Source organism: Gelidibacter sediminis (genome assembly GCF_004364975.1).
Classification (GTDB): Bacteria; Bacteroidota; Bacteroidia; order Flavobacteriales; family Flavobacteriaceae; genus Gelidibacter; species Gelidibacter sediminis.
This window is the reverse complement of sequence record NZ_SOBW01000007.1, coordinates 1088142-1109598: the sequence shown is the minus strand read 5'-3', so window position 1 is coordinate 1109598 and position 21457 is coordinate 1088142. Positions and strand designations below refer to the sequence as shown.

Annotated in this window: 20 protein-coding genes; 5 read left to right on the top strand and 15 right to left on the bottom strand. The window is 36.5% G+C overall.

The genetic code is table 11. The annotated features are described in order from the left end of the window. The first annotated feature begins 28 nt into the window (after nt 1–28). Complete coding sequence (upp, locus tag BXY82_RS04715) at nt 29–688, top strand: uracil phosphoribosyltransferase (protein ID WP_133757007.1); 660 nt, start codon at nt 29–31, stop codon at nt 686–688. Here upp and BXY82_RS04710 read toward each other — a convergent pair. Further along, nucleotides 677–1543, bottom strand: a complete 867-nt coding sequence (locus BXY82_RS04710) for a DUF6427 family protein (RefSeq protein WP_243835718.1) — start codon at nt 1541–1543, stop codon at nt 677–679. The two genes, upp and BXY82_RS04710, sit on opposite strands and share 12 nt — an antisense overlap. 184 nt (nt 1544–1727) lie before the next feature. Here BXY82_RS04710 and BXY82_RS04705 point away from each other — a divergent pair, with 184 nt between their 5' ends. Then, entirely contained in the window at nt 1728–1955 is a 228-nt protein-coding gene (locus BXY82_RS04705; RefSeq protein WP_133757005.1) for a DUF6341 family protein, read from the top strand. Here the strand turns inward: BXY82_RS04705 and purD are convergent. Further along, nucleotides 1950–3221 (bottom strand): phosphoribosylamine--glycine ligase, encoded by a 1272-nt coding sequence (gene purD, locus BXY82_RS04700; RefSeq protein WP_133757004.1) that lies wholly within the window; start codon nt 3219–3221, stop codon nt 1950–1952. The two genes, BXY82_RS04705 and purD, sit on opposite strands and share 6 nt — an antisense overlap. Before the next feature lie 235 nt (nt 3222–3456). Here purD and BXY82_RS04695 point away from each other — a divergent pair, with 235 nt between their 5' ends. From BXY82_RS04695 to BXY82_RS04685, 3 genes are read left to right on the top strand one after another with little or no spacing between them, the layout of a single operon-like run. Further along, nucleotides 3457–4773, top strand: coding sequence for a phenylacetate--CoA ligase family protein (locus BXY82_RS04695; RefSeq protein WP_133757003.1), 1317 nt, complete (start codon nt 3457–3459; stop codon nt 4771–4773). Continuing rightward, entirely contained in the window at nt 4770–5864 is a 1095-nt protein-coding gene (wecB, locus tag BXY82_RS04690; RefSeq protein ID WP_133757002.1) for a non-hydrolyzing UDP-N-acetylglucosamine 2-epimerase, read from the top strand. The genes BXY82_RS04695 and wecB overlap by 4 nt, the downstream gene beginning before the upstream one ends. Next, nucleotides 5864–7027, top strand: coding sequence for a glycosyltransferase family 4 protein (locus BXY82_RS04685; RefSeq protein WP_133757001.1), 1164 nt, complete (start codon nt 5864–5866; stop codon nt 7025–7027). Before wecB ends, BXY82_RS04685 begins: the two co-directional genes overlap by 1 nt. On the opposite strand, the gene BXY82_RS04680 is transcribed toward BXY82_RS04685, so the two are convergent. The 13 genes from BXY82_RS04680 to BXY82_RS04620 form a co-directional block, all read right to left on the bottom strand. Continuing rightward, nucleotides 7024–8382, bottom strand: a complete 1359-nt coding sequence (locus tag BXY82_RS04680; protein WP_133757000.1) for an undecaprenyl-phosphate glucose phosphotransferase — start codon at nt 8380–8382, stop codon at nt 7024–7026. The two genes, BXY82_RS04685 and BXY82_RS04680, sit on opposite strands and share 4 nt — an antisense overlap. Before the next feature lies 1 nt (nt 8383). Continuing rightward, nucleotides 8384–9373 carry a UDP-glucuronic acid decarboxylase family protein gene (locus BXY82_RS04675; protein WP_133756999.1) on the bottom strand — a complete coding sequence of 330 codons (990 nt, stop codon included), beginning with the start codon at nt 9371–9373 and terminating at the stop codon, nt 8384–8386. A 99-nt stretch (nt 9374–9472) separates the two neighbouring features. Beyond that, nucleotides 9473–10567, bottom strand: coding sequence for a DUF1972 domain-containing protein (locus BXY82_RS04670; RefSeq protein WP_133756998.1), 1095 nt, complete (start codon nt 10565–10567; stop codon nt 9473–9475). Then, nucleotides 10512–11810 carry an O-antigen ligase family protein gene (locus tag BXY82_RS04665; protein ID WP_133756997.1) on the bottom strand — a complete coding sequence of 433 codons (1299 nt, stop codon included), beginning with the start codon at nt 11808–11810 and terminating at the stop codon, nt 10512–10514. The genes BXY82_RS04670 and BXY82_RS04665 overlap by 56 nt, the downstream gene beginning before the upstream one ends. Continuing rightward, the gene (locus BXY82_RS04660; protein ID WP_133756996.1) at nt 11803–12975 is read right to left on the bottom strand and encodes a glycosyltransferase family protein; all 1173 of its coding nucleotides are present in this window, start codon (nt 12973–12975) and stop codon (nt 11803–11805) included. Before BXY82_RS04660 ends, BXY82_RS04665 begins: the two co-directional genes overlap by 8 nt. Beyond that, a complete protein-coding gene (locus BXY82_RS04655) occupies nt 12972–14168 on the bottom strand; it encodes a hypothetical protein (protein ID WP_133756995.1) in 1197 nt (398 codons plus the stop codon). The genes BXY82_RS04660 and BXY82_RS04655 overlap by 4 nt, the downstream gene beginning before the upstream one ends. Beyond that, nucleotides 14161–15135, bottom strand: a complete 975-nt coding sequence (locus tag BXY82_RS04650) for a glycosyltransferase (RefSeq protein WP_133756994.1) — start codon at nt 15133–15135, stop codon at nt 14161–14163. The genes BXY82_RS04655 and BXY82_RS04650 overlap by 8 nt, the downstream gene beginning before the upstream one ends. Then, on the bottom strand, nt 15132–16580 hold the full coding sequence (locus BXY82_RS04645; protein WP_133756993.1) for a flippase: 1449 nt from the start codon (nt 16578–16580) through the stop codon (nt 15132–15134). The genes BXY82_RS04650 and BXY82_RS04645 overlap by 4 nt, the downstream gene beginning before the upstream one ends. Nucleotides 16581–16601: 21 nt before the next feature. Beyond that, the gene (locus tag BXY82_RS04640) at nt 16602–17141 is read right to left on the bottom strand and encodes a hypothetical protein (RefSeq protein ID WP_133756992.1); all 540 of its coding nucleotides are present in this window, start codon (nt 17139–17141) and stop codon (nt 16602–16604) included. Nucleotides 17142–17217: 76 nt separating this feature from the next. Further along, on the bottom strand, nt 17218–18087 hold the full coding sequence (rfbD, locus tag BXY82_RS04635; protein WP_133756991.1) for a dTDP-4-dehydrorhamnose reductase: 870 nt from the start codon (nt 18085–18087) through the stop codon (nt 17218–17220). Then, complete coding sequence (gene rfbC / locus BXY82_RS04630; RefSeq protein WP_133756990.1) at nt 18084–18629, bottom strand: dTDP-4-dehydrorhamnose 3,5-epimerase; 546 nt, start codon at nt 18627–18629, stop codon at nt 18084–18086. The genes rfbD and rfbC overlap by 4 nt, the downstream gene beginning before the upstream one ends. A 51-nt stretch (nt 18630–18680) precedes the next feature. Continuing rightward, a complete protein-coding gene (locus BXY82_RS04625) occupies nt 18681–19742 on the bottom strand; it encodes a hypothetical protein (RefSeq protein WP_133756989.1) in 1062 nt (353 codons plus the stop codon). A gap of 9 nt (nt 19743–19751) precedes the next feature. Continuing rightward, nucleotides 19752–21440, bottom strand: a complete 1689-nt coding sequence (locus tag BXY82_RS04620; RefSeq protein ID WP_133756988.1) for a DUF6909 family protein — start codon at nt 21438–21440, stop codon at nt 19752–19754. Nucleotides 21441–21457: the final 17 nt, after the last annotated feature.

Here is a 21457-nt window from a genome sequence, read left to right as displayed (position 1 = left end):
TTACCATTCAATATAGAGTTCAAGCCTTATGCACATTCATAATTTAGCAGAAAACAATTCAATTTTAAATACGTTTATTTCAGAAATGAGAGACGTTACCATCCAAAAAGACCGCATGCGTTTTAGAAGAAATATTGAACGCATTGGTGAGATTTTGGGATACGAAATCAGCAAAGTTTTAAACTATAAACCCTCACAGATTCAAACCCCTTTAGGCGTGTGTGAAATGAATGTTATGGACAATGACATTGTGCTCTGTTCCATTTTAAGGGCCGGAGTACCTTTACATAACGGATTGCTAACTTATTTTGATAATGCCCAGAACGCATTCATTTCAGCTTACAGACAACACCAAAAAAAACCAGATAGTTTCGAGATTATAGTAGAGTATTTAGCCTGCCCCGACTTGGAAAACAAAACCCTCATTTTAGCCGATCCTATGTTGGCTACCGGACAATCTTTAGTAGCAACGTTTGAAGCCTTAAAACCCTTTGGAAAACCAAAAGAAGTGCATTTGGCCTGTGTTATTGGTGCCGAAGAAGGCATTGCATACATCAGCAAACATTTTGGCAAAGACACCCATTTATGGATTGCGACCGTAGATCCTGATTTGAATGAGAAAGGCTATATCATGCCGGGACTTGGAGATGCTGGCGATCTTGCATTTGGAGACAAGTTACAGCATTAAATTGACTATTGACACGACGATTAGCCCCAAAATTAAACTTTCTTTAAACCAGCGCTCTGGAATAATTTCTAGGTAATTGGACATGATGATGGCAAGTGGCGCGAATAGAAAAATAAACTCACTTCCATCTTTATATGGCGATACTAAAATAATCAGTAACGCGATTAATGAGGAAATGATCACTATAATAAATGAAGGTCTATTACTCTTCAATTGGTGTTTCAAATTCCGTAAATAGTAAAATGATGCCCATGCTCCATATGACAAGAGCAAGGTTGCGGCTATGATGATTCGCTTGGAATTTAGGGGTGTAAAGTCTAAGCTGACATCAAAAAAACCATGTAAATACAGTTCAAATTCAATATCCATAATAATCATATAAGATGCGGCAATGATGGCCACACTAAGAACCCCCAAGATGGGAATGAACCAGTTTTTGATATGGATGATAGAATACAGTATTATTGCCATCACAATCAAAAGGTAAAACAGGGCTGCCCAAAAGAATAACAGCGTGGCTAAACTGATCCAAAAAGCGGCATCAAAAAGTTTTTTCTTTACCTCTTTGCGCGAACGCAAACTTATCAATCGTCTTAATGCCAATAAAATAAAGAGATTAGCAATCAACAATTTTGAATTGAGCAAAGTTTCCGGCAGAACGGCTACAAATAAACCGAACATTAAAATTTTATAGCTATTGCGTTTGGTGAGATTATTTTTACTTACAAAAAAATCAAGCACAAATAGTGACGCGAGACATACTCCGAAAAGCACTGTTTGTTTGAAAAGGAGTTCTAAGGAAAAAGGCGAGGAAATAGTTGAGACTTTTGCAATGGTAAACACAACAAGAAGCATTGCGCTAACTAGAAGTAAATGAATAGGCTTAGCCTTACCGAAAAAATTTGAAATCATTTAGAGCTATGTTCTGGGTTTAATGCTGCATCTTAAACTTCTATGAAAATAAAATTCGTCTCGATTTTATATAACTTTTCAAATAAAAAAAGTGTAATTTTGTGGGGTAAATATAATATTTATTATCATGAAAGATTTTTTTAATGGCATTGGAGAATTGTTTGTAAATGTTCTTTTCTTGCCTTTTGACGCTTTAAAAGAATTGGAGCTTAGCAATTGGTGGTTAGCCAATATCTTTTCTTGGCTATTTATAATTATAGCTATGGTGGCATTTGTTTATTGGATGCTACAATTAAAATCTTACAACGACAACGACGAAGAGGACAAGAGCATCTCATCCCATTCGTTTCTATAAATCAAAACCGATATCCTTACGGTAATACATCTTATCAAAATGTAGTTTTTCTATATTTTGATAAGATTTTTTTATGGCTTCTTGGTAAGTGTCACCAAAAGATGTAATTGCCATCACACGGCCGCCAGATGTCACTACTTTACCATCATTTATAATAGCGCCAGCATGAAAAGGAAGTACATCTGTCAAATTCAGTAATCCTGTTATTTCCTTCCCCTTTTCGTACGCTTCTGGATAGCCACCAGACACCAACATAACAGTTGTAGCTGCACGCTCATCTATCTCAATTTTGATTTTGTCCAGCTTCTGATTTGCAATAGCCTGAAAAATTTCAACAAGGTCATTTTTAAGTCGCGGCAAAACAACCTCCGTTTCCGGATCGCCCATACGCACATTGTATTCAATGACCTTTGGATTGTCTCCAACCTTAATTAGGCCGATAAAAATAAAGCCTTTATAATCCAATCCATCTTTTTGAAGTCCCGCAACCGTTGGTTTTACAACGCGTTCTTCAATCTTCTGTAAAAATGATTCAGTTGCAAAGGGTACAGGTGAAACAGCACCCATTCCTCCCGTATTTAATCCGGTATCACCTTCGCCAATACGTTTGTAATCTTTAGCAGTAGGTAAAATTTGATAGTGTTTCCCATCAGTCAACACAAAACAACTCAATTCAATTCCATCCAAAAACTCTTCAACAACCACCTTGGTGCTTGCGGCTCCAAATTTGGCATCCACCAACATGCTCTTAAGTTCTGCTTTAGCTTCGTCAAGCTCATTTAAAATAAGTACGCCCTTGCCTGCTGCTAATCCGTCGGCTTTTAAAACGTATGGCGGACTTAAAGTCTCCAGAAAGTTGTATCCAGCTTCCAATGAACTCGCATCAAAACTTTGGTATGCAGCGGTTGGAATGTTATGACGAAATAAAAATTCCTTAGCAAATTCCTTACTGCCTTCCAATTGTGCCGCAGCTTTTTGTGGTCCAATAACGGCCACGTGCTTAAGGTCTGAATCATTCAGGAAAAAATCATGGATACCCAGTACCAATGGGTCTTCCGGCCCGACCACAACCATATCAATTTGTTTTTCCAATACCAATGTTTTTATCGCATCAAAATCAGTGACGCTAAGGTCAATATTTTCTGCAATGTCTGCCGTACCGGAATTTCCAGGCGCGACGAATAGTTTCTGACATAATGGACTTTGGACAAGTTTCCAAGCAAATGTGTGTTCCCTTCCACCGGAACCGAGGATTAAAATGGTCATGATTGTGTTGTTTGTTGCAAAAATATAGTTTATGCTATGAAAACTATAATAATTCAAGTATAAAATGCGGTGCAGTATGAAAAGAATCAAGACCTAAGACTTGAAAGAAAACGAATTGATAACATCATCTTCAAGAAATTGTCCAACATAGCATAATCTCCAAGATGTTGTAGTTGAATAGTAATGTAGAGTTTAATAAATTTCTTTACTTTACAAATTAGTAAACAGTTGGCACGTGAACGTATTTGATCTTTCTTTAAAGTTAAATGGGTTTCCAATTAAGGAAGCGAGGAGGACATTGACTTCTATTCAAGATCTTCAAGAAATTGACTTCAACAATTACGTTGAGGCAAAGAAGCATGCCATTGTACAGTATCATCTTAAGCATAATGCTTTTTATCAATCGCTCTTTAAAGAAACGGACCACACCTCTTGGGATGCTGTTCCTATACTTACAAAACAAGATTTACAACAGCCTTTAAATAAGCGATTGTCAGAAGGCTTTTCAGAGAAGAATGTGTATGTGAATAAAACCTCAGGTTCTTCTGGAGATCCTTTTGTGTTTGCCAAGGACAAGTTTTGTCACGCCCTGACCTGGAGTGTTATTCAAGACCGATTTGGTTGGCATCAACTCGATTTTAATAATTCTGTTCAGGCGCGATTTTATGGCATTCCGCTAGATACAAAAGGCTATTATAAAGAGCGTTTTAAAGATGTGTTGAGCAAAAGGCATCGTTTTTCAGTGTTCGATTTAAGTGATGCAGCATTCGAAAAACATTTGGACACATTTAAATCTATTGCCTTCGATTATATCAACGGCTATACCAGTGCAATTGTTCAATTCGCAAAATTTCTGAGGCAGCGAGATCTCATATTAAAAACAATTTGCCCGACTCTGAAAGCTTGCTTGGTAACCTCAGAAATGCTGTTTGAAGATGACAAACGCCTAATGGAACGCTATTTTGGAGTCCCTGTTATAAATGAATATGGAGCTTCAGAACTGGATTTGATTGCATTTCAAAATCAAAATTCCCAATGGGTGGTAAATAGCGAAACCCTTTATGTTGAAATCGTCAATGAAGAGAATCAAGTATTACCCTACGGCGAAGAAGGCCGGGTGGTGATAACCTCACTATATAATAAAGCCCACCCCTTTATCAGATACGATATTGGGGATATTGGTGTTTTATCGGAAGAAAGCACCGTCCAAAAACCGTTGCTTCAAAAATTAATTGGCCGTACTAATGATATGGCGGTTTTACCTAGCGGAAAAAAAGCAGCAGGACTCACATTTTACTATATTACCAAAAGTATTATTGAAGATGACGGTAACGTCAAAGAATTTATAATTGAGCAATTGGACTTGCAAACTTTTAAGGTTTTCTATGTTAGCGCTTCAGCGTTAACTGTAAATCAGATAAACTTAATAAAAAAGGAAATGGAGCATTATCTTGAAAAAGATTTACAGATTCTTTTTGAACGTCAGGACCAATTAAAACGCTCAAAATCGGGCAAATTAAAACAATTTTCCTCCTTATTAAATCACACATGATCATAACCATCATAGCCGGTGCACGGCCTAACTTCATGAAAATAGCACCAATTATTGAGGCTATTCAAAAGAAACAATCGGAAGGTGTTAACATTCACTATCAGTTGGTTCATACTGGTCAGCATTATGATAAAAATTTAAGCGCTAGCTTTTTTGAAGACTTAAATATCCCGTTGCCAGACCTTAATTTGAATGTAAAAAGCGGCACTCAGGCAGAACAAACAGCAGCCATTATGATAGGCTTTGAAAAGGTTTTAGCTGACAATGCCACAGATTTGGTAATGGTAGTTGGCGATGTGACCTCAACAATGGCCTGCACCATCGTGGCAAAAAAAGCCGGTATTAGAGTGGCACACATAGAAGCTGGCATCCGTTCCGGAGATCTTTCGATGCCTGAAGAGATTAATCGCATTGTCACCGATAGTTTAACCGATTATTTTTTCACTACAACACCTCAAGCTTCAAAAACACTAGAACATCTTGGCGCCTCAACAGATCACATCTTTTTTGTTGGTAATGTGATGATTGATACGCTTCGAAAACATGAGGGCCGCTTTAAACAGCACGAACTTTGGCAAAGGCTGCAGTTAGAACCTCAGAAATACATTGTCATGACCTTGCACAGACCTAGCAATGTTGATGAAGAGAGCCAACTAACGGCATTGATTACACAGCTTACCGCATTGGCAAAAAACTATCCTATTATCTTTCCGGTGCACCCGCGAACCAAAAAATTACTAGAGGGCCTAAGTTTAAATTTTGAAAACCTTCATTATGTGGCCCCTTTAGGATATTTAGAGTTTAATTATTTGGTAAAACATGCCTTCGCAGTCCTTACGGACTCTGGAGGAATAACAGAAGAAACAACGGTTATGCATGTGCCTTGCATCACTTTAAGAAATAGCACCGAACGTCCAGAAACCTGTACCTTGGGTACAAACGTCTTAGTTGGAAATAATTCAGATAAAATTACGAATGCATTTGAAAAATTGGTGTCAGGAGATTGGCCAAAAGGTACGATTCCAGAGTTATGGGATGGACAGGCAGCAGAACGCATTATCAATCACCTTGTGGAAATTTATAAGTTGTAATGAAAGACATTTTGATCATTACAAGTTATTATCCACCTGAAACTGGTGCCGCTTCCAATCGGATTTTCCATTTGGCTGAAGGCTTACACAACCGACATTTTAAGGTAGCCGTCATCACACCGCTTCCCAATTATCCGACAGGTAAAATTTTTAAAGCGTATCGCGGAAAATTTAAAGAAACAACCCATGAAGCCGGAATTACAGTACATCGACTGTGGATTTACGCTTCTAACTCAAAAAATAAACTCGTTCGTTTAATGGCGATGCTTTCTTATAGCTTAAGCCTCATTTGGTACTTTATATTCCATGACCTTCCAAAAACGGTCATTGTACAATCGCCACCACTATTGGTAGCGTTCACTTGCTGTACTTTTTTAAGGTCAAAAAAGCGAAAATTAATTTTAAATGTCAGTGATTTGTGGCCCATTGCAGGTTTGGAACTAGGCGCCTTAAAAAAGAATCTTAGTTATGCCATATTAGAGCGCATTGAACGTTCCAATTACAAGAAAGCCGATTTAATTTTGGGACAAAGTGAAGAAATTCTGGCCCATGTTAAAACTATAGTTCCAAACAAACCAACCTATTTATATCGCAATTATCCCAATTTTAATGTGATGAGCCAGGAACCCAACACGACTCCTTCTCCTAAAATTAAAATGGTGTATGCTGGACTATTAGGCGTGGCACAAGGTATTTTAAGACTTTGCCAAGAATTGGACTATAGCTCCATTGAATTTCACATTTACGGTGCGGGTGCTGAACAAGCACAAATTCAAACCTACATACAAGCACATCCTGAACTCCCTATTGTCTACCACGGTGAACTGACACGAGAAGCACTCCATAAGGAGCTTACAAGCTTCGATTTAGGCATTATTCCGCTGCGTAATCGGATTTTTGGGTCAGTACCCTCTAAAATATTTGAATACGCAAAACTAGGACTTCCTATGCTCTATTTTGGCGGTGGAGAAGGCGAAACTTTAATAAAGGATTATCAACTGGGTTGGGTAGCACATGCGGAAGATTACAAGAATTTGAATGCCTTACTGTCCACTTTAGAACCTTCACACTTTAACACAGCTTTGAAAACAAAAATAATGGACACCGCAGCAACCCATTTTGATTTAAGCAAGCAATTAGACGCCTTAGTGCTGAAGTTTTAGTAGGCCTTATCTTCTCCCCTTAAGGCATTGTATAGGGTGCGTAGGATGATTTTGAAGTCCAGTAACAAGGACCAGTTCTCAATGTAGTAGATGTCATACTTAACACGTCCAATAATATCCTTATCCGTTTCAACCTCACCCCTAAATCCGCGGATTTGGGCCAACCCAGTAATCCCTGGTTTTACAAAATGTCGCACCATAAATTTATCAATACGCTTGGCATAATTATTAGCGTGACTTACCATGTGCGGACGTGGACCAACAACTGACATGTCTCCAAAAAGTACATTAATAAATTGTGGTAATTCATCGAGGCTTGTTTTTCTTAAAAATGCTCCAACTTTGGTCACCCGATGGTCGCCTCGAGTGGCTTGGTTGAGATGTGCCGTGGCATTTGGATACATCGATCTAAATTTATAACATTCGAACTCCTCATAATTAAATCCGTTTCGCGATTGTTTAAAAAACACAGGCCCTTTAGAATCCAATTTTATCAAAATGGCAAGAATTGGGGTAAGCCACGACAGTATAAAAATGATGATGAAACAGGACAGAAGAATATCAAAACTTCTTTTGATTACTGTGTTTATGGAATCATCCAAAGGAATTTCCCTAAGCGTTAAAATGGGAATATATTCATAATATTCATATTTCAGCTTTTTAGAGTAAATCTCTTTATTATCGGGCAAAAATTTGATGATTTTCAGATTATTGTCTGCAAATTGGGTGAGTTCCGCTATTTGAACATTCGAAAGTTCAGAAATAGAACAGTAAATTTCATCAATTCCATTGCTGAGAATATAATCAAAACTAGGCTTTAATGCGTCTACTGATCTATCCTGTAGATTAAATGTTTTCTTGTGTATATAGCCATATTCTGGTTTTTCATTGAAGAACGTTTCAAGTGCTATTGCTTTTTTACTGTCACCCAATATGACGGTTTTTCTATAATTACCTCCAAAGGCAACCCTATATTTCTGAAGCAGATAATAGATAGCGAACTTAAAAATCGTAATCAACAGAAACGCTAAAAGCACATATAAAATAGCGGCATTGGGAGCAATATGAAATTTTTGGTTGTATCCTGAAAACGCAAAAATAATCAAAGTAAACAGCATCATCTGTCGCAGTATCAAGGACAAGATGGTCACTTCTCTTGTATAACGATACACCTCATAAAATTTTGATGCGCTGGAAAGAATAATCCACGCACTTGAGATGACCAATACAAAAGTGAACGGATCAATATGCTTAAAAAAGTAAAGTAGGGCCAATCCGTTAATGACACATAAATCAATTATATAAGATATGGGTCTTAAGTAACCTGAATAACGACCTTGCCTAAACGTTCTCAAATTATTTTCTTATATGCTTCGTGAAATCTTTATGTTCGCTTTTATAAAGCTCTTCTTCGGATAGATTTTTAAAGTAGTCAAAAGTTATAGCCATTCCTTCTTTACGGTCAATTTTAGGTTCCCATCCCAATAGCTTTTTGGCTAAACTAATGTCAGGTTGGCGTTGCATTGGATCGTCTACCGGAAGGTCCTTATAAATCACTTTTTGATCGGTATTGGTTAGTTTTATAATTTCTTCAGCAAAATCACTAATTGAAATTTCATGAGGATTACCAATGTTAACAGGGTAGGCATAATCACTAAATAACAATCTATAAATCCCTTCTACCTGATCATCTACATAACAGAAGGATCGCGTTTGAGAACCATCACCGAACACCGTTAAATCTTCACCTCTTAAGGCCTGCCCCATAAATGCGGGAATCACACGTCCGTCATTCAGGCGCATTCTTGGCCCATAGGTATTAAAAATCCTCACAATACGCGTTTCAAGTCCATGGAAACGGTGGTATGCCATGGTTATGGACTCTTGAAAACGCTTCGCTTCATCATATACTCCTCTCGGTCCGATGGTATTCACATTGCCGTAATAATCTTCGGTTTGTGGATGTACCAACGGGTCTCCATAAACCTCAGATGTGGAAGCAATTAATAACCTCGCTTTTTTAGCTTTGGCCAAGCCTAATAAGTTATGGGTGCCTAAAGACCCAACTTTTAAGGTTTGGATTGGAATTTTCAGGTAATCTATCGGACTGGCAGGTGAGGCAAAATGTAGAATATAATGCAAGTCTCCCTCTATCGTGATATGTTCCGTAACATCATGCTCAATAAACTTAAATTGAGGATGATCTTGTAAATGTTCAATGTTTTTATGATCTCCAGTGATGAAATTATCCATCCCAATAACATTGAAACCTTCTTTTATAAAACGATCGCTGAGATGGGAGCCTAGAAACCCGGCAGCGCCCGTAATGAGTATGTTTTTGGCCATTGGTTGTGTTTTGTTTAGGTGAATATTTAAGACAGACCAATTAGGGTTGGTATGTTGTAAAGATATCTTATTTTAGATTTTTTCTAAAGAATCGCCATATCAATTTTTGCCAATCTTTTCGAGCATAAAGTTTTCATATTGCTGATTGATGCTATTCCAATGATACTTTGTGTCAATTTTTGACCTGTTATGAACTCCAAAATTTTGTTTGTTTTCAAACAATATGTCTGAATTAAGTATTGCTTCAACGTCTGACGAGGTTTCAAAATAAAACCCATCTTCATTTAAAATACTTTGGTTAAAACGATTTTTATGAGCGATTATAAGCGCACTTGAAGCCATTGCCTCCAATAAGGATGGATTTGTACCTCCTACTGAATGACCATGAAAATAATAGCGGGAAAAGTATCGGATATTGTTTAATTCTTCTTGATTGTAGTTTGCACCTACAAATCGGATTCTCTCATCTGCAGCATATTTCTTTTGAAGTTTCTTTCCGAACGCATTTAAGGTTCCAAAAACAATCAAATCGTAGATCGCCTTAGACTGATGAAAACCTTCCACAATGGTTCTAATATTATTTTCAGGTTCCAAACGGGCAATAATAACGCCATAATTATATGCTGTAACCCCATAATTTGACAATACGTCTTGCTTGGGATTCTCAAAAACCAAGGCACCATACGCAATATAAGTTGAGGTCTTGTTGTAGGTGTTCTCAATATAATCTTGAATTCCTACAGAGTCTGAAATTAAATAATCACTTGAAGTCACAGCAAGTTGTTCTGCAAATTTTAAGAATCTCCTGACCATAGGATTATATTTGGAACGCTTCCACTCCATCCCATCCATATTTGTAATCAGAATGGGCTTTTTGGGCAATACCCAATGCCAAACAGAACTGGACGTATATCCTAATTGAAGAATGACATCCACATGTCTTTTCCTTAAATCTAGAATGCAATTAAAATCATAGAAAAACTGACCCACCGTTCCAATGCTAGTTTCTGGATCATAACAATGTATCAGGTTAACCCCATTAAAGGTGTCCTTTTGATAGGGATGATGATGGGAATTATATACAATGACCTCATGACCATGTTGTACTAAGTAAACCGAAAGATGTTCTGCAAATTGTTCAAATCCCCCGTGGTTGTTGGGTATGCCTCTGGTTCCTAGGATGGCTATCTTCAAAGTAAATAGTTTTAATTAAAAAAAGTGTGTTGAAAAAATAAAACAAATTAATACCCAAGTTTCTTACCAACATCACTTCAAATATAAAAACAATAGACAATACCCCTATAAAAAAAAGATGCAAGCGGTCCTTACTTATTATAGCAGCTCTAAGGCTATAGATCATATACCCTATAAACAGTAAAAACATTAACAGACCATAAGTTACCCAAACATGTAAGTATTGGTTATGAATATTTCTACCTTCATTCCAATTAGGTGCAAGATTGTAGGAATAGTAATAATAATCGAGATAATCCTGCACGTCACCCTGCCCATACCCAGTTAGTAATTTCCCATCTTCAATAAGGTGGTACACACCAATATGCCATAAAATATAGCGCAATTCCAAATCACTTATCTTTTGTTTCTCAGTATAAGTAAACAGCTTCTTATCTCTGAAATTATTGGTAGGCTGAAACTCTAGAGTTGTTTTCTCCATCTTTAACCCATCAACAAACCGCTCTTTAACAAAGGGAATATGATATATAATTGTAACCACAGCTATAAATCCGAAGAGATAAATTATGTTCTGCCGATTGGCTTTTATTTCAACACCAAGGAGGTACAAATAGGCAATGGCGTTGACAACCAATACAATTTTAGAGGCGCAAAGAATCAATGCGATGATCAAAATTACGGCACCTACCCTCTTTAAATATTTATTAAGTTGGGAAGATTTAGAGGTGCTCGCATAAAATAAGGCTAGCGATAGTAGCACCGCGTAATACACCGGATGCTGATCATAGAATGCCGTAAACCCATGAAATATAATATCCTGAATGTCCGACTCTCCAATAATTTTATAGCTGGCATAGCTAATGAGGATTGTTGCACTCACTACAGACGCCAAGAAAAAACTTTGACAAACTTTTATAATTAGTAATCTATCGATCTTCGAATTAAGGATACTTATGCCTATCAACATTGGTAGCAGATACAATTGAATTGAATTGAAACCCTCATCCATATTTTTACTGAAAAAACTGCTGATCACAGCAACCAACAAGAATACACTAGGAAATATAAAAGCGTAGGATTTGAGTTTGTAAAAATTCTTTCGGTTAAAACATATAATATTGTAGACAGCAGCCATAACGATGACAACATTGCTGTAATTTTTAAAAAGCAACATGGCGGCGATACCACACAGCAGTACTGTTTGGATCTTCTCCCTGTTATGAAGTTTTAAAACGTTAAGCACTTTGGATAAGTTTTAGAAGTTCCGTTACTTTCGAATCCCATGTATGCTCCTCGAAGTTAAGGCTAAGTTTTTCATTATTTGCCTTGTTTAGTTCTTCGGAAAATTCATCCGCAGTGCTGACGATGTATACATAATCTTGCAAATCTTCTAAACCATTACCATGTGTACCAACCACTTTTTTATTGGCAGCCAAATACTCATATACCTTGATGGTATTTGCCCCCGAAGTTTTGTTTTTATCAATCACATAAGGCACAATTCCAACGTCAAAACTTTTCACGTAATTGGGGTAGTCATCATAATGTTTATCACCCACATAATAGAAATTCTCTACCTTATTGATGGACTTATATATTGCCTTGTCCAAAATTTGACCCACAAATACAAACGACACATTTGGAGTTTTTTCCATTGTCCGATTAAGCAAATCTACATCAATCAAATGGCTAATTTTACCTCCAAAACCAATAATTGGTCGTGGAATATCTTTGATATCGTCAGGGATTGTAAAAGTCTTCTCCTTTGTAAACCGGGATACCTCAACGCCATTTTTAATCAGGAATATATTCTTAGGCTTAAATTGAATGGAGAAAGATTCCGTATTATCCTTGGAATTGGTTATCCAAAAATCGCAGATACGCGCATATTCAGCGTAAGCTTCTAATATGTTTTTATGATACTTTTTATAAACTTCAAATTTTGTGAAATTATCCCATGCATCAAAAATAGAAGTTATAGGTTTCAAATTTTTAGAGAGCTTTGCAGCAAAAATGTTTTGATTTAGGAGGTGATACTCCTCCACTTTTAGTTTTAATAAGCACTCTTTAATAAATGCTGTATACCTGGGATTCTCATAGTGCTGAATAAACCAGGCATGACCCTTAAAGATTTGTCCAAATACATCTCCAGAGACATAGTCAATTACATAAACTTGGGGTTCAATTTGGTACAGTTTGAAATTATTTTGAGAATGAATGACTGCTCCCTGGATTGGTTGACCCATTCTTTTTAGAAATATTTCAAGAACTGTAGTGGGTCTATTGATTATAATTTGTGTTATAGAAGACTTCTTTTTAAATGCTTCAATAAAGTGTGCATCCCGAGTTCTAAAGCCTTCTTGGCTAATTTTTCTCCAATCGTGAAAGGGAACGACGAGTAGATTCATGCGTGACTGTTTCTTTTTTGAAGTAAGCTTGTTAAGGTAATCATAATCCCTAAATCAGAAAAAACAGTGGTCATGAACGAAAAGATTAGAATGATTGAAAATACAAACACACTAATGTACCCATTCAACGCAAGACTTTTAACTAGCGCATACAAAAGCATCACAAAAATGATTACACCGAAAAGCCCAAGATCAGCATAGGTCCATATAACTTGAGAAAAATGTTTGGTTTTGGTGAACTCCCCCTTTAAAATATTGTAATAGGAATAGGGTCCGTCTCCAATAATTTTTAGTGGAATCTTGTTGGCATACGTGATGATTACTTGCGCTCGCTTAGCAATCCCATTCTCGTAATTGCGATAGGATTTTTCAACATTATATTCGGCTTTCATAAATTGAATTTCCTTATCAACTGCCGGTATTTTAGTAATTTGGGCGTAGACCAATGGAGCCAAAAGGACTATGGCCAAAATACCAAATAATTTAACTTTTCTAGGAAATGCTTTATAAATGATATAGAGAATAAAAACACCCAATATCAACTTCGAGATATTAGATTCAGAAATAAAAATAGTTAGTCCTAGGTACCCATATAATGCATTAGAATATTGGGTAATTTGATTTTGTTTATTGTTTTCTATCAGATTAAAAATTGTAAACAACAAAAAGAACCCCATGGCATGATCAGCCTTCAAAAAGAACGTCCCAAACATAAAGTCAAAATTGGCCACCGATTGATTGCTTCTATTGAATTCTATTAAAAAATCATAACCGAAATATTGAATCAGGATCACTGGTAATTGTAAACAGGCAATCCACACGTAAACTCTACTTATGGTCACTTGAGAAATGTAACCTTCCTTCTGATTCACTTTAAAAAAAAGATAACATCCTAAAGGCAATAGCACAAAAATGAAATAGATTAAGGTTTTTAAGATTGGGGTTTGATTTGCTATGGTGCTGATCACAATCACCAGAAAGAAAAGGGAAAACAATAGGACAACACGGTCAAAAAACACTTTCTGTTTTACTAGAACGTAAAGCGCATAGAACGCCAATAATAAGGCCGTAATGCTATAAGAAAACACGGTGTTGGGAATACCAATAAAGAATTGGATAAAACCCCCAAACACGAAGCACGCGAGGATGATAAAAATAAAAGAAAGAGCATACAGCTTTTTTATTTTAATCATGATTTTTAAATTTCTTTGAATGGCCTATCGCCTTTAAAATGACTTTAAATTTCCAAAACTGATTTGGATGTAAAAGCATGACAGCAAACAGCATACTCAGGTACACAAACTTATTTAAGCTATAGCGCACCCTGTTATCTATGAATTGGCGTTCAAAATACACATTATTTCTAACCGAATAGTAAATTGCCTCTTTAGAATTGGTTGCAAAATACCGTGTGCTTAGAATATTTTTAGATGGTCGTAAATGAAATGATGTTTCAAGGTCTACCAACTCACTTTTTAAGACCAAAATAATTTCACCATGTTGCTGCGTAATTCTATAGGAGAACTCATGATCATCAGCATATAAAAAGAAGTCAGTATCTGGAAGGCCAATGGCTTCAATTACATTTCTATGAAAAAACAGCCCTCCGTAAGGTGCAACCGCAACTTGACCAAATGTGATGTCAGTATTATATTCTGCTCTAGACTTCACAATTAAGCTCTTAACCTTCTGATACAAATCAAACCCTAAAAATGAATTATTAGGGCCAAGAATGGCATATGGACTTTGGCTTTGAATGGCCTCTTTATAAATCTTTCTATCTGATCTGGAAGACAATAGCGCCAATAATTTTGAGTTATTGGGATTTGTCAGGTTCCAATATTTAACCAATGCCTTAAGAGCCCCCGGTTTAGGTTGGGTATCATCATCCAATAGCCAAATATAATCGGCTCCATGGTGTAACGCGCTGTCAATCCCTTTTCTAAAGGCATTTGCGGAGCCTGTATTGGTCTCTAAATCGATTAGTGAGATTATACCATGACTCTCGGTCAATCTCTTTATTTCGGCCAAGGAATTGTCTTCACTTCCATTTGAAACGATGACAATAGCCTCTAAATGCTCCTCAAGTAAAGCATTTATCACTTGCCTAAGATAGCTGATCCTATCTCCATAGGTGACTATGACCGCTGCGTACTTCATAGTTTTAAGAGATTTCTAGTTCCATTCCGTAGTGGCTTAAGAATATGATCCATAAAAAACGCATCTTTTAGAAAAAGAAGTACTAAGCCATATAGCATAATCGCACTGGTTAAGAAGGTAATTAGAAACATCACATCCTGTTTAAATACCATAGAAATCAAGAAACTCAACGGGACAAATAGCAGCGAAATGAGGAGATATTTTAAAATCAACTTTAAGTTTAATGAAAACCGAACCAATTTTCTACTGTAATAAAATGTGAGAATCAAACCTGTGAGTTCCGTAACAACTGTTGCTATCACCGCGCCTTTAGACTGTAATATCGGAATGAGCATGCTGTTTAGTACAATGTTAATGACCAGAGCCACCAAAACAGCTTTCATATAATCTTTTTCTTTATTGGATGGCACTAAAATCTGCAATGCAAAAATGTTGGTCAATCCAATAATAAGAATTAAGGGCGCTAATAACTTGACCAAAATAGCAGCTTCCATAAATGCGTTTCCAGCAAAAAGATCAATGAGGTTTTTTGAAGTTAACACAACCATAGCAATTGTCGGAAATGAGAGCAGCACGACAAAATTTATCGATTTTTCAATCAGCGATTTTACTTCCTCAGGCTTCTTCTCTTGAATATAGGTGGCAATTTTTGGAATTAAGACAACCCCCAACGAGGTAATCCCTACCAATAGAATTTTTACAATCTTTATTGCTGCGGCGTAATATCCAACCTGTGCTACCACAGAAAAATACTTCAGCATAATCACGTCCATATTCACATAAATACTAATGGCGAGTTGGGTACTGAATAAGATGAGAATCGGTTTTAAATGCTTTCTAAAATTTAAGCCAACAATCGTGAATTTAACGTGTTTTACACTATAAACCACACTAATTATGGCTGATAGGGCATTAGACAACACAATAATAAAATAATACAGCCAATAGTCTTCTGGTTGTTTAATGAGGACGAACAGTAATCCAATCGTTAAGATTTTAGAAATGAGATTTAGGATAGAAATAAATTTATACTTCTCAATCCCTTGATAAAACCAATTGATCAACCCTACACTACTCAAAATGTGCAAAAATGACAGATACTTGATTGCCGTCTCGTCAGTATACGTATTTGAAAAAAACAGCCATAAGGCAAATAGTAGAATTACTATTAAGGACCAAATAAAGTGGATTGATACCAGTTCAGAAAAGGTTTTGGACAGTTTTTGGTCATTTCCCTTAGCTTTAGCGATTTCTCTAATTCCATATATAGGGATGCCCAAAGAACCCAAAACAATAAATGTAACGGACAGGGAAATGGCAAAACTTGTAATTCCGATGCCATCAGGTCCAAGTACTCTGGCCACATACGGAAACGTGACTATGGGCACCAAAATATTAGTGAGTCCTAATAGTGCATTATAAATGAAATTCTTTTTTATACTCACAGAGTTATAATTTTATACACTTTAAAGTTCTAACTCCATTTTTTTGATGAGAATGGGTTTTGCCACTAAAAAAGGATCATATTTTCCATCTCTAATCTGCCTCAAATACCCATTGTAAGAAGGTTCCAAAAACGCATTGGGCTGAAAAAAACTGTCCATTATGGCACCGTCAATCTCAAATGTATTGGCGTTTAATTGAAAACGTATGGATTTAATTTCTACAGGTGTTTCTTGCTGAATGCTATTATCGCCAATATCCAATCTCAAATGATAAGGAAAAACCTGTTCAGGTAGTGAAAAGGTGACCACTTGATAAGTATCACTGCCCTTAATATTCCTTACTAATTTTTTAGATTCACTAAACGATGTGTCAGGATGATCGTCAACAAAAAAGAGTTCGAATGTATCATCCTCTGATGTTTTGAAATGTAAGGTGATGTTTAGAATATCATCTTTTACAACAGTTTTAATGGGACTATCAATGGACTTTATGTCGGTATTATTCCCGTTTTTACACGATAAAACCAAAAATATCGAAAAAATTAGAACAAGAGTTTTCATTACGTAAATGTAAGAGATATGGCTTTGGGAAAATACAAAAATGCGGATAAGATTTCTACGGCAAAGAAGATTTTTACTAAGGTACGAGCTTATTAAACGCGTTTAGGGCCTTCTCTAAACTATGTCGCCACTGCGGAATTTCAATATTAAATTCTAGACTTACCTTTGTTTTATCAAGCACACTATACTTTGGCCTGATGGCAGGCGTGGGGAAATCTGTGGAGGGTATTGGGATGACACTTATGGAAATCTGATTCAAATCAAATATGGCTTTTGCAAAATCATACCAACTTGCCACACCGGCATTGCTGTAATGATAGATGCCATAGTGATGAGAATCCAGTTCAATTAATTTAACTATAAATATTGCCAAATCTCCAGCATAGGTTGGCGTGCCAATTTGATCATTGACAATCTTAAGTTCTTCTTTTTCCTTGGATAATCTTAGCATGGTGCGCATAAAATTATTTCCAAATTCACTATAAAGCCATGACGTCCTTAATACAAAGTGTTGTTCTAAAATAGAAGCAATGGCAACTTCACCTTCCAATTTTGTCTGTCCATAAACATTTATTGGTTGGGTCTCATCCGTTTCCGTATAAGGCGTATGTCCTGTACCATCAAATACAAAATCAGTGGAGATATGGATGAGTTTCACCTTGTAATCATTGCAGGCCTGAGCTAAATATTTAACTCCAATCACGTTGACACTATGCGCTATGTCTTCCTCCTCTTCAGCTTTATCAACCGCAGTATATGCCGCACAGTTAATACACCAATGGATAAAGTTTCTCTCAAAAAACGCTAATACGCTTGTCCTATTGGTAATGTCCACAACTGTTCTATCAACAAAAATGAAATTAAGATTTGGGTATTGGTCCGCAATAGAGCGAATTGAAGAGCCCAATTGTCCATTACTACCGGTAACAAGAATATTTGTTTTCACTTGTAAAGGGTGTCAAAGGTTGGAAGTTCTTGATCTTTCTCAGAAATAATCAATTCTAATCCTGAATCTTGCCAATCAATATTTAGTGTTTTATCATTATAAATAATTCCACCTTCAGAGGCTTTGTTATAATAATTATCACATTTGTAAGAGAAAATGGTGTCGTCTTCCAAGACGAGGAATCCGTGAGCAAATCCTTGTGGAATAAACAATTGCGTATTGTTTTGCGCGCTCAAGATTATGGAATAATGTTGTCCAAAGGTTTCGGATTCAGGCCGAATATCGACCGCCACATCTAAAACACTTCCCTTAATAACTCTCACTAATTTAGCCTGCGCAAAATCGCCTGTTTGAAAATGTAAACCTCTGAGCACTCCTTTTTGGGAAACCGACTGATTATCTTGTACAAACAGCGTTTCGAGGCCCGTTTGTTCTTGAAATTGCTTTTTATTAAAACTCTCAAAAAAACTACCTCTTTCGTCTGTAAATATCCTTGGCTTTATGATGTAGCAGCCCTTAAAGCGTGTTTTCTCTATGTTCAAAATGTATGTATTAATTTTATAAGATAAAACCCCTGATGTATAACCTATTCCTTAACCTTCGTAAGATCTCACAAAACTCACAGTTCTGTTAATTATAAACACAATGATTAAAATAAAAAGTGCTGTCAAAGGCAGTAAATAAGCGAATTTGTCAAGAAGTTCAGAAGATTTACTGCCTACATTTTGAAAGCTTGAAACCACATCAAAAAGCGTATCCTCCTCTATCTTCAATTCTTCTAACTCAGCAAGTTTATTTCGCAATTCAATTTCTCTATTAAGCAGCTCCAGTTCTCTAGACTTTGAGCTGTTTTCCGCTTCTAACGCAAAGTCTTTTCCAAAACTGATAGTAGTGGTGCCTTTATCAGATTCCTGCTGTAAAACCGATATAAATACCTGTTTTAACGAATCTACGGTAGCTAATGAGGATTTGATGTTTGAGGTTTGTATAGCAAACATCGTGTCTTTTTTCTGCTTTAAGCGTTCAGAATGTGGATTCCACAATGCATTGTTTAAGCCATACTCTAAACTTTTAAAAATATCACTTTTTGTAGATTTTACAGTAATTTCAAAGAGTTTTCCCGAGTAGATATCTCTGTTTTTAATAAAATCGGTATAGCGATACGTTTCCGCACTTAAGGAATCTATAGATTTTAAAAATTCATAATACGCTAAAGTTCTATCATTATCATTTTCAGGTCCTAAATTAATATCAAAGCCTTTCAATTCTGCCGCTTCAGTACTTCCTATGTTAAATATATTGGACAGAGCTTTTATATCACCATTAGATACCAAGGAATTATAATAATGAATGTTGTTGATTAAGTGAAATTTACTATCAAAATAAGGTCTGACCAACATGTTGGAGGCATAAACCTCCGGTTTGATCTTATCTATTGCAAATCCCAAAACAAAAGCAACACTAACAACGGTAGCTATCAGTTTAATATTATCAAAAATCGATTTTAAAATGAAGATGAAAAACCCAAAGAGCAGTGTAAAAATAGCAGTAATAAACGCGAATAGGCGCTCAAACAACCTTCCGATAGCATTGAATAATTGTCCCAGATCAACCTCATCATTGGACGGTTGATTTTTTTTCAAATCTTCATTCATAAGTATCTGTTAACTAAATATTTGTTGCAATATCTTTCTTGTGATTAAATAGGTAGGTTTTACACCTGAAGTCCCTAAACCACCTGAAGCTAATGTGCTTCCTGTTTCTAAGGGATTATCACTGGCATAATACGCATAGCGCACTTTAACATCAGGATTGATACTTCCCCTGACCTTTGAAGCTGCCTGAATGGCTTTTTGGTAATGCGCGCCTTCCATTTCTAATCCAATTACATTCCACGTGGAGTTAAAAAAGAATTTTAGAATCTCCTTATTTTGAAGGGAAGTGCCTAATACAGTAATCATAGACCCCTCATAAACGTCAATATCGTGACCGTCAAAATCAGCTTTTGAAAGTTCATTCTGTAGGGGGTAATTATCAGCGGTTCCTTCAAATATGTGGGCTGACGGGATCATGATATCGCCTTTTCCACCTTCTAAAATTCCAGCTTTCCCCATGATAGAAATAGAGTCTACATTGAGCAGGATCTGTTTATCATTTACCTTAATGGGTTTTAACAACTCATCAATAGTTTCATAGGCTTGTTCTCCAAAGGCATAATCCATCACAAAAAGGACTGGTTTTTCAGAATCGTCAAGCATTCTTACACCTTCCAAATCTGTTTTTATAAAATCAATTTTCGCGGTGTCAAAAATTTGTACGTCAATGTTGGTACCTGAAGTATCCGGAATATAAATCATGCCGCGTTGCAAAGCTTCTTTGGTTACTTTATTGCGCAATTCCTGATTTTCTTTTTGGCTCAAGGCCTCGTAAACTTCAAAAATATTCTTTTTAGAAGCCAACGATTTGAGCGCTTGCGGCGCAAACAATGAATTCATGACACTATGCATGTTGGCACTAATAACATGAATAGGGCGCTCTATAAGTCCATTTTTCAACAACGCCTCCTTTATGGTGTTTGCCCAAATTTCGCCATGAATATGATGTCCTAAACGCTCTCTTAACACAGGACTGAATGTAACTGTGCGTTTGTTGTTGTTTACAACCTCTTCAATAGCCAATTTTCCAAGCCAATATACCAGATGTAGTAATCGTTCTGGTTGATTTGGGAGTGCAAAGGCACTGTACATTTCAGTCAACTCATTAAAGGTACGGCCTAAAATGTTAGCGGTATGGGTGATGGCAATTTCTCTTGCCTCTTGTGTCAACTCTTCATTAGAGAGCACAGCTTTTTCTAACTTAATCCAATCTCTAGTTGTTGTGCCCTGCTCATCTACAAGTACTCGTTTACTAATTTTGTGAGACTCGACAAACATAAATGTGAGGTGGGTTAAGATATCATAGATTTCAGAGCGGCCACGAGTAATTTCGATATTCATCTGCTCATCGTCAATTCTAAAGCAATTGCGTCTTCTTTTTGGAGGAATTATAGCCTTAAAATGAGAGTTTGTATATCCTTCATCACTTGTAAGATTAATAAAGGTACACTCTTCAATACCATAAGGAAGACGATCCACAACATACAATAAGCCTTCCAATTCAGCCTTTTCTTCGCCAATAGATCCATAAATTTCTGGTCTTAATAACAATAAGGATTCGCGAAGTGTCTCGCCAGAAATGCCCATGGGTTTGTAAAATCCACGATTAAACAAATGGCGCATCGTAATATACATTCTTTCAATTGCATTTGAACTCTCTTGAGCTCGCGTTCTGGCATGGTGTTTTTTATTACTCATAGTGACTATTTAGCTGG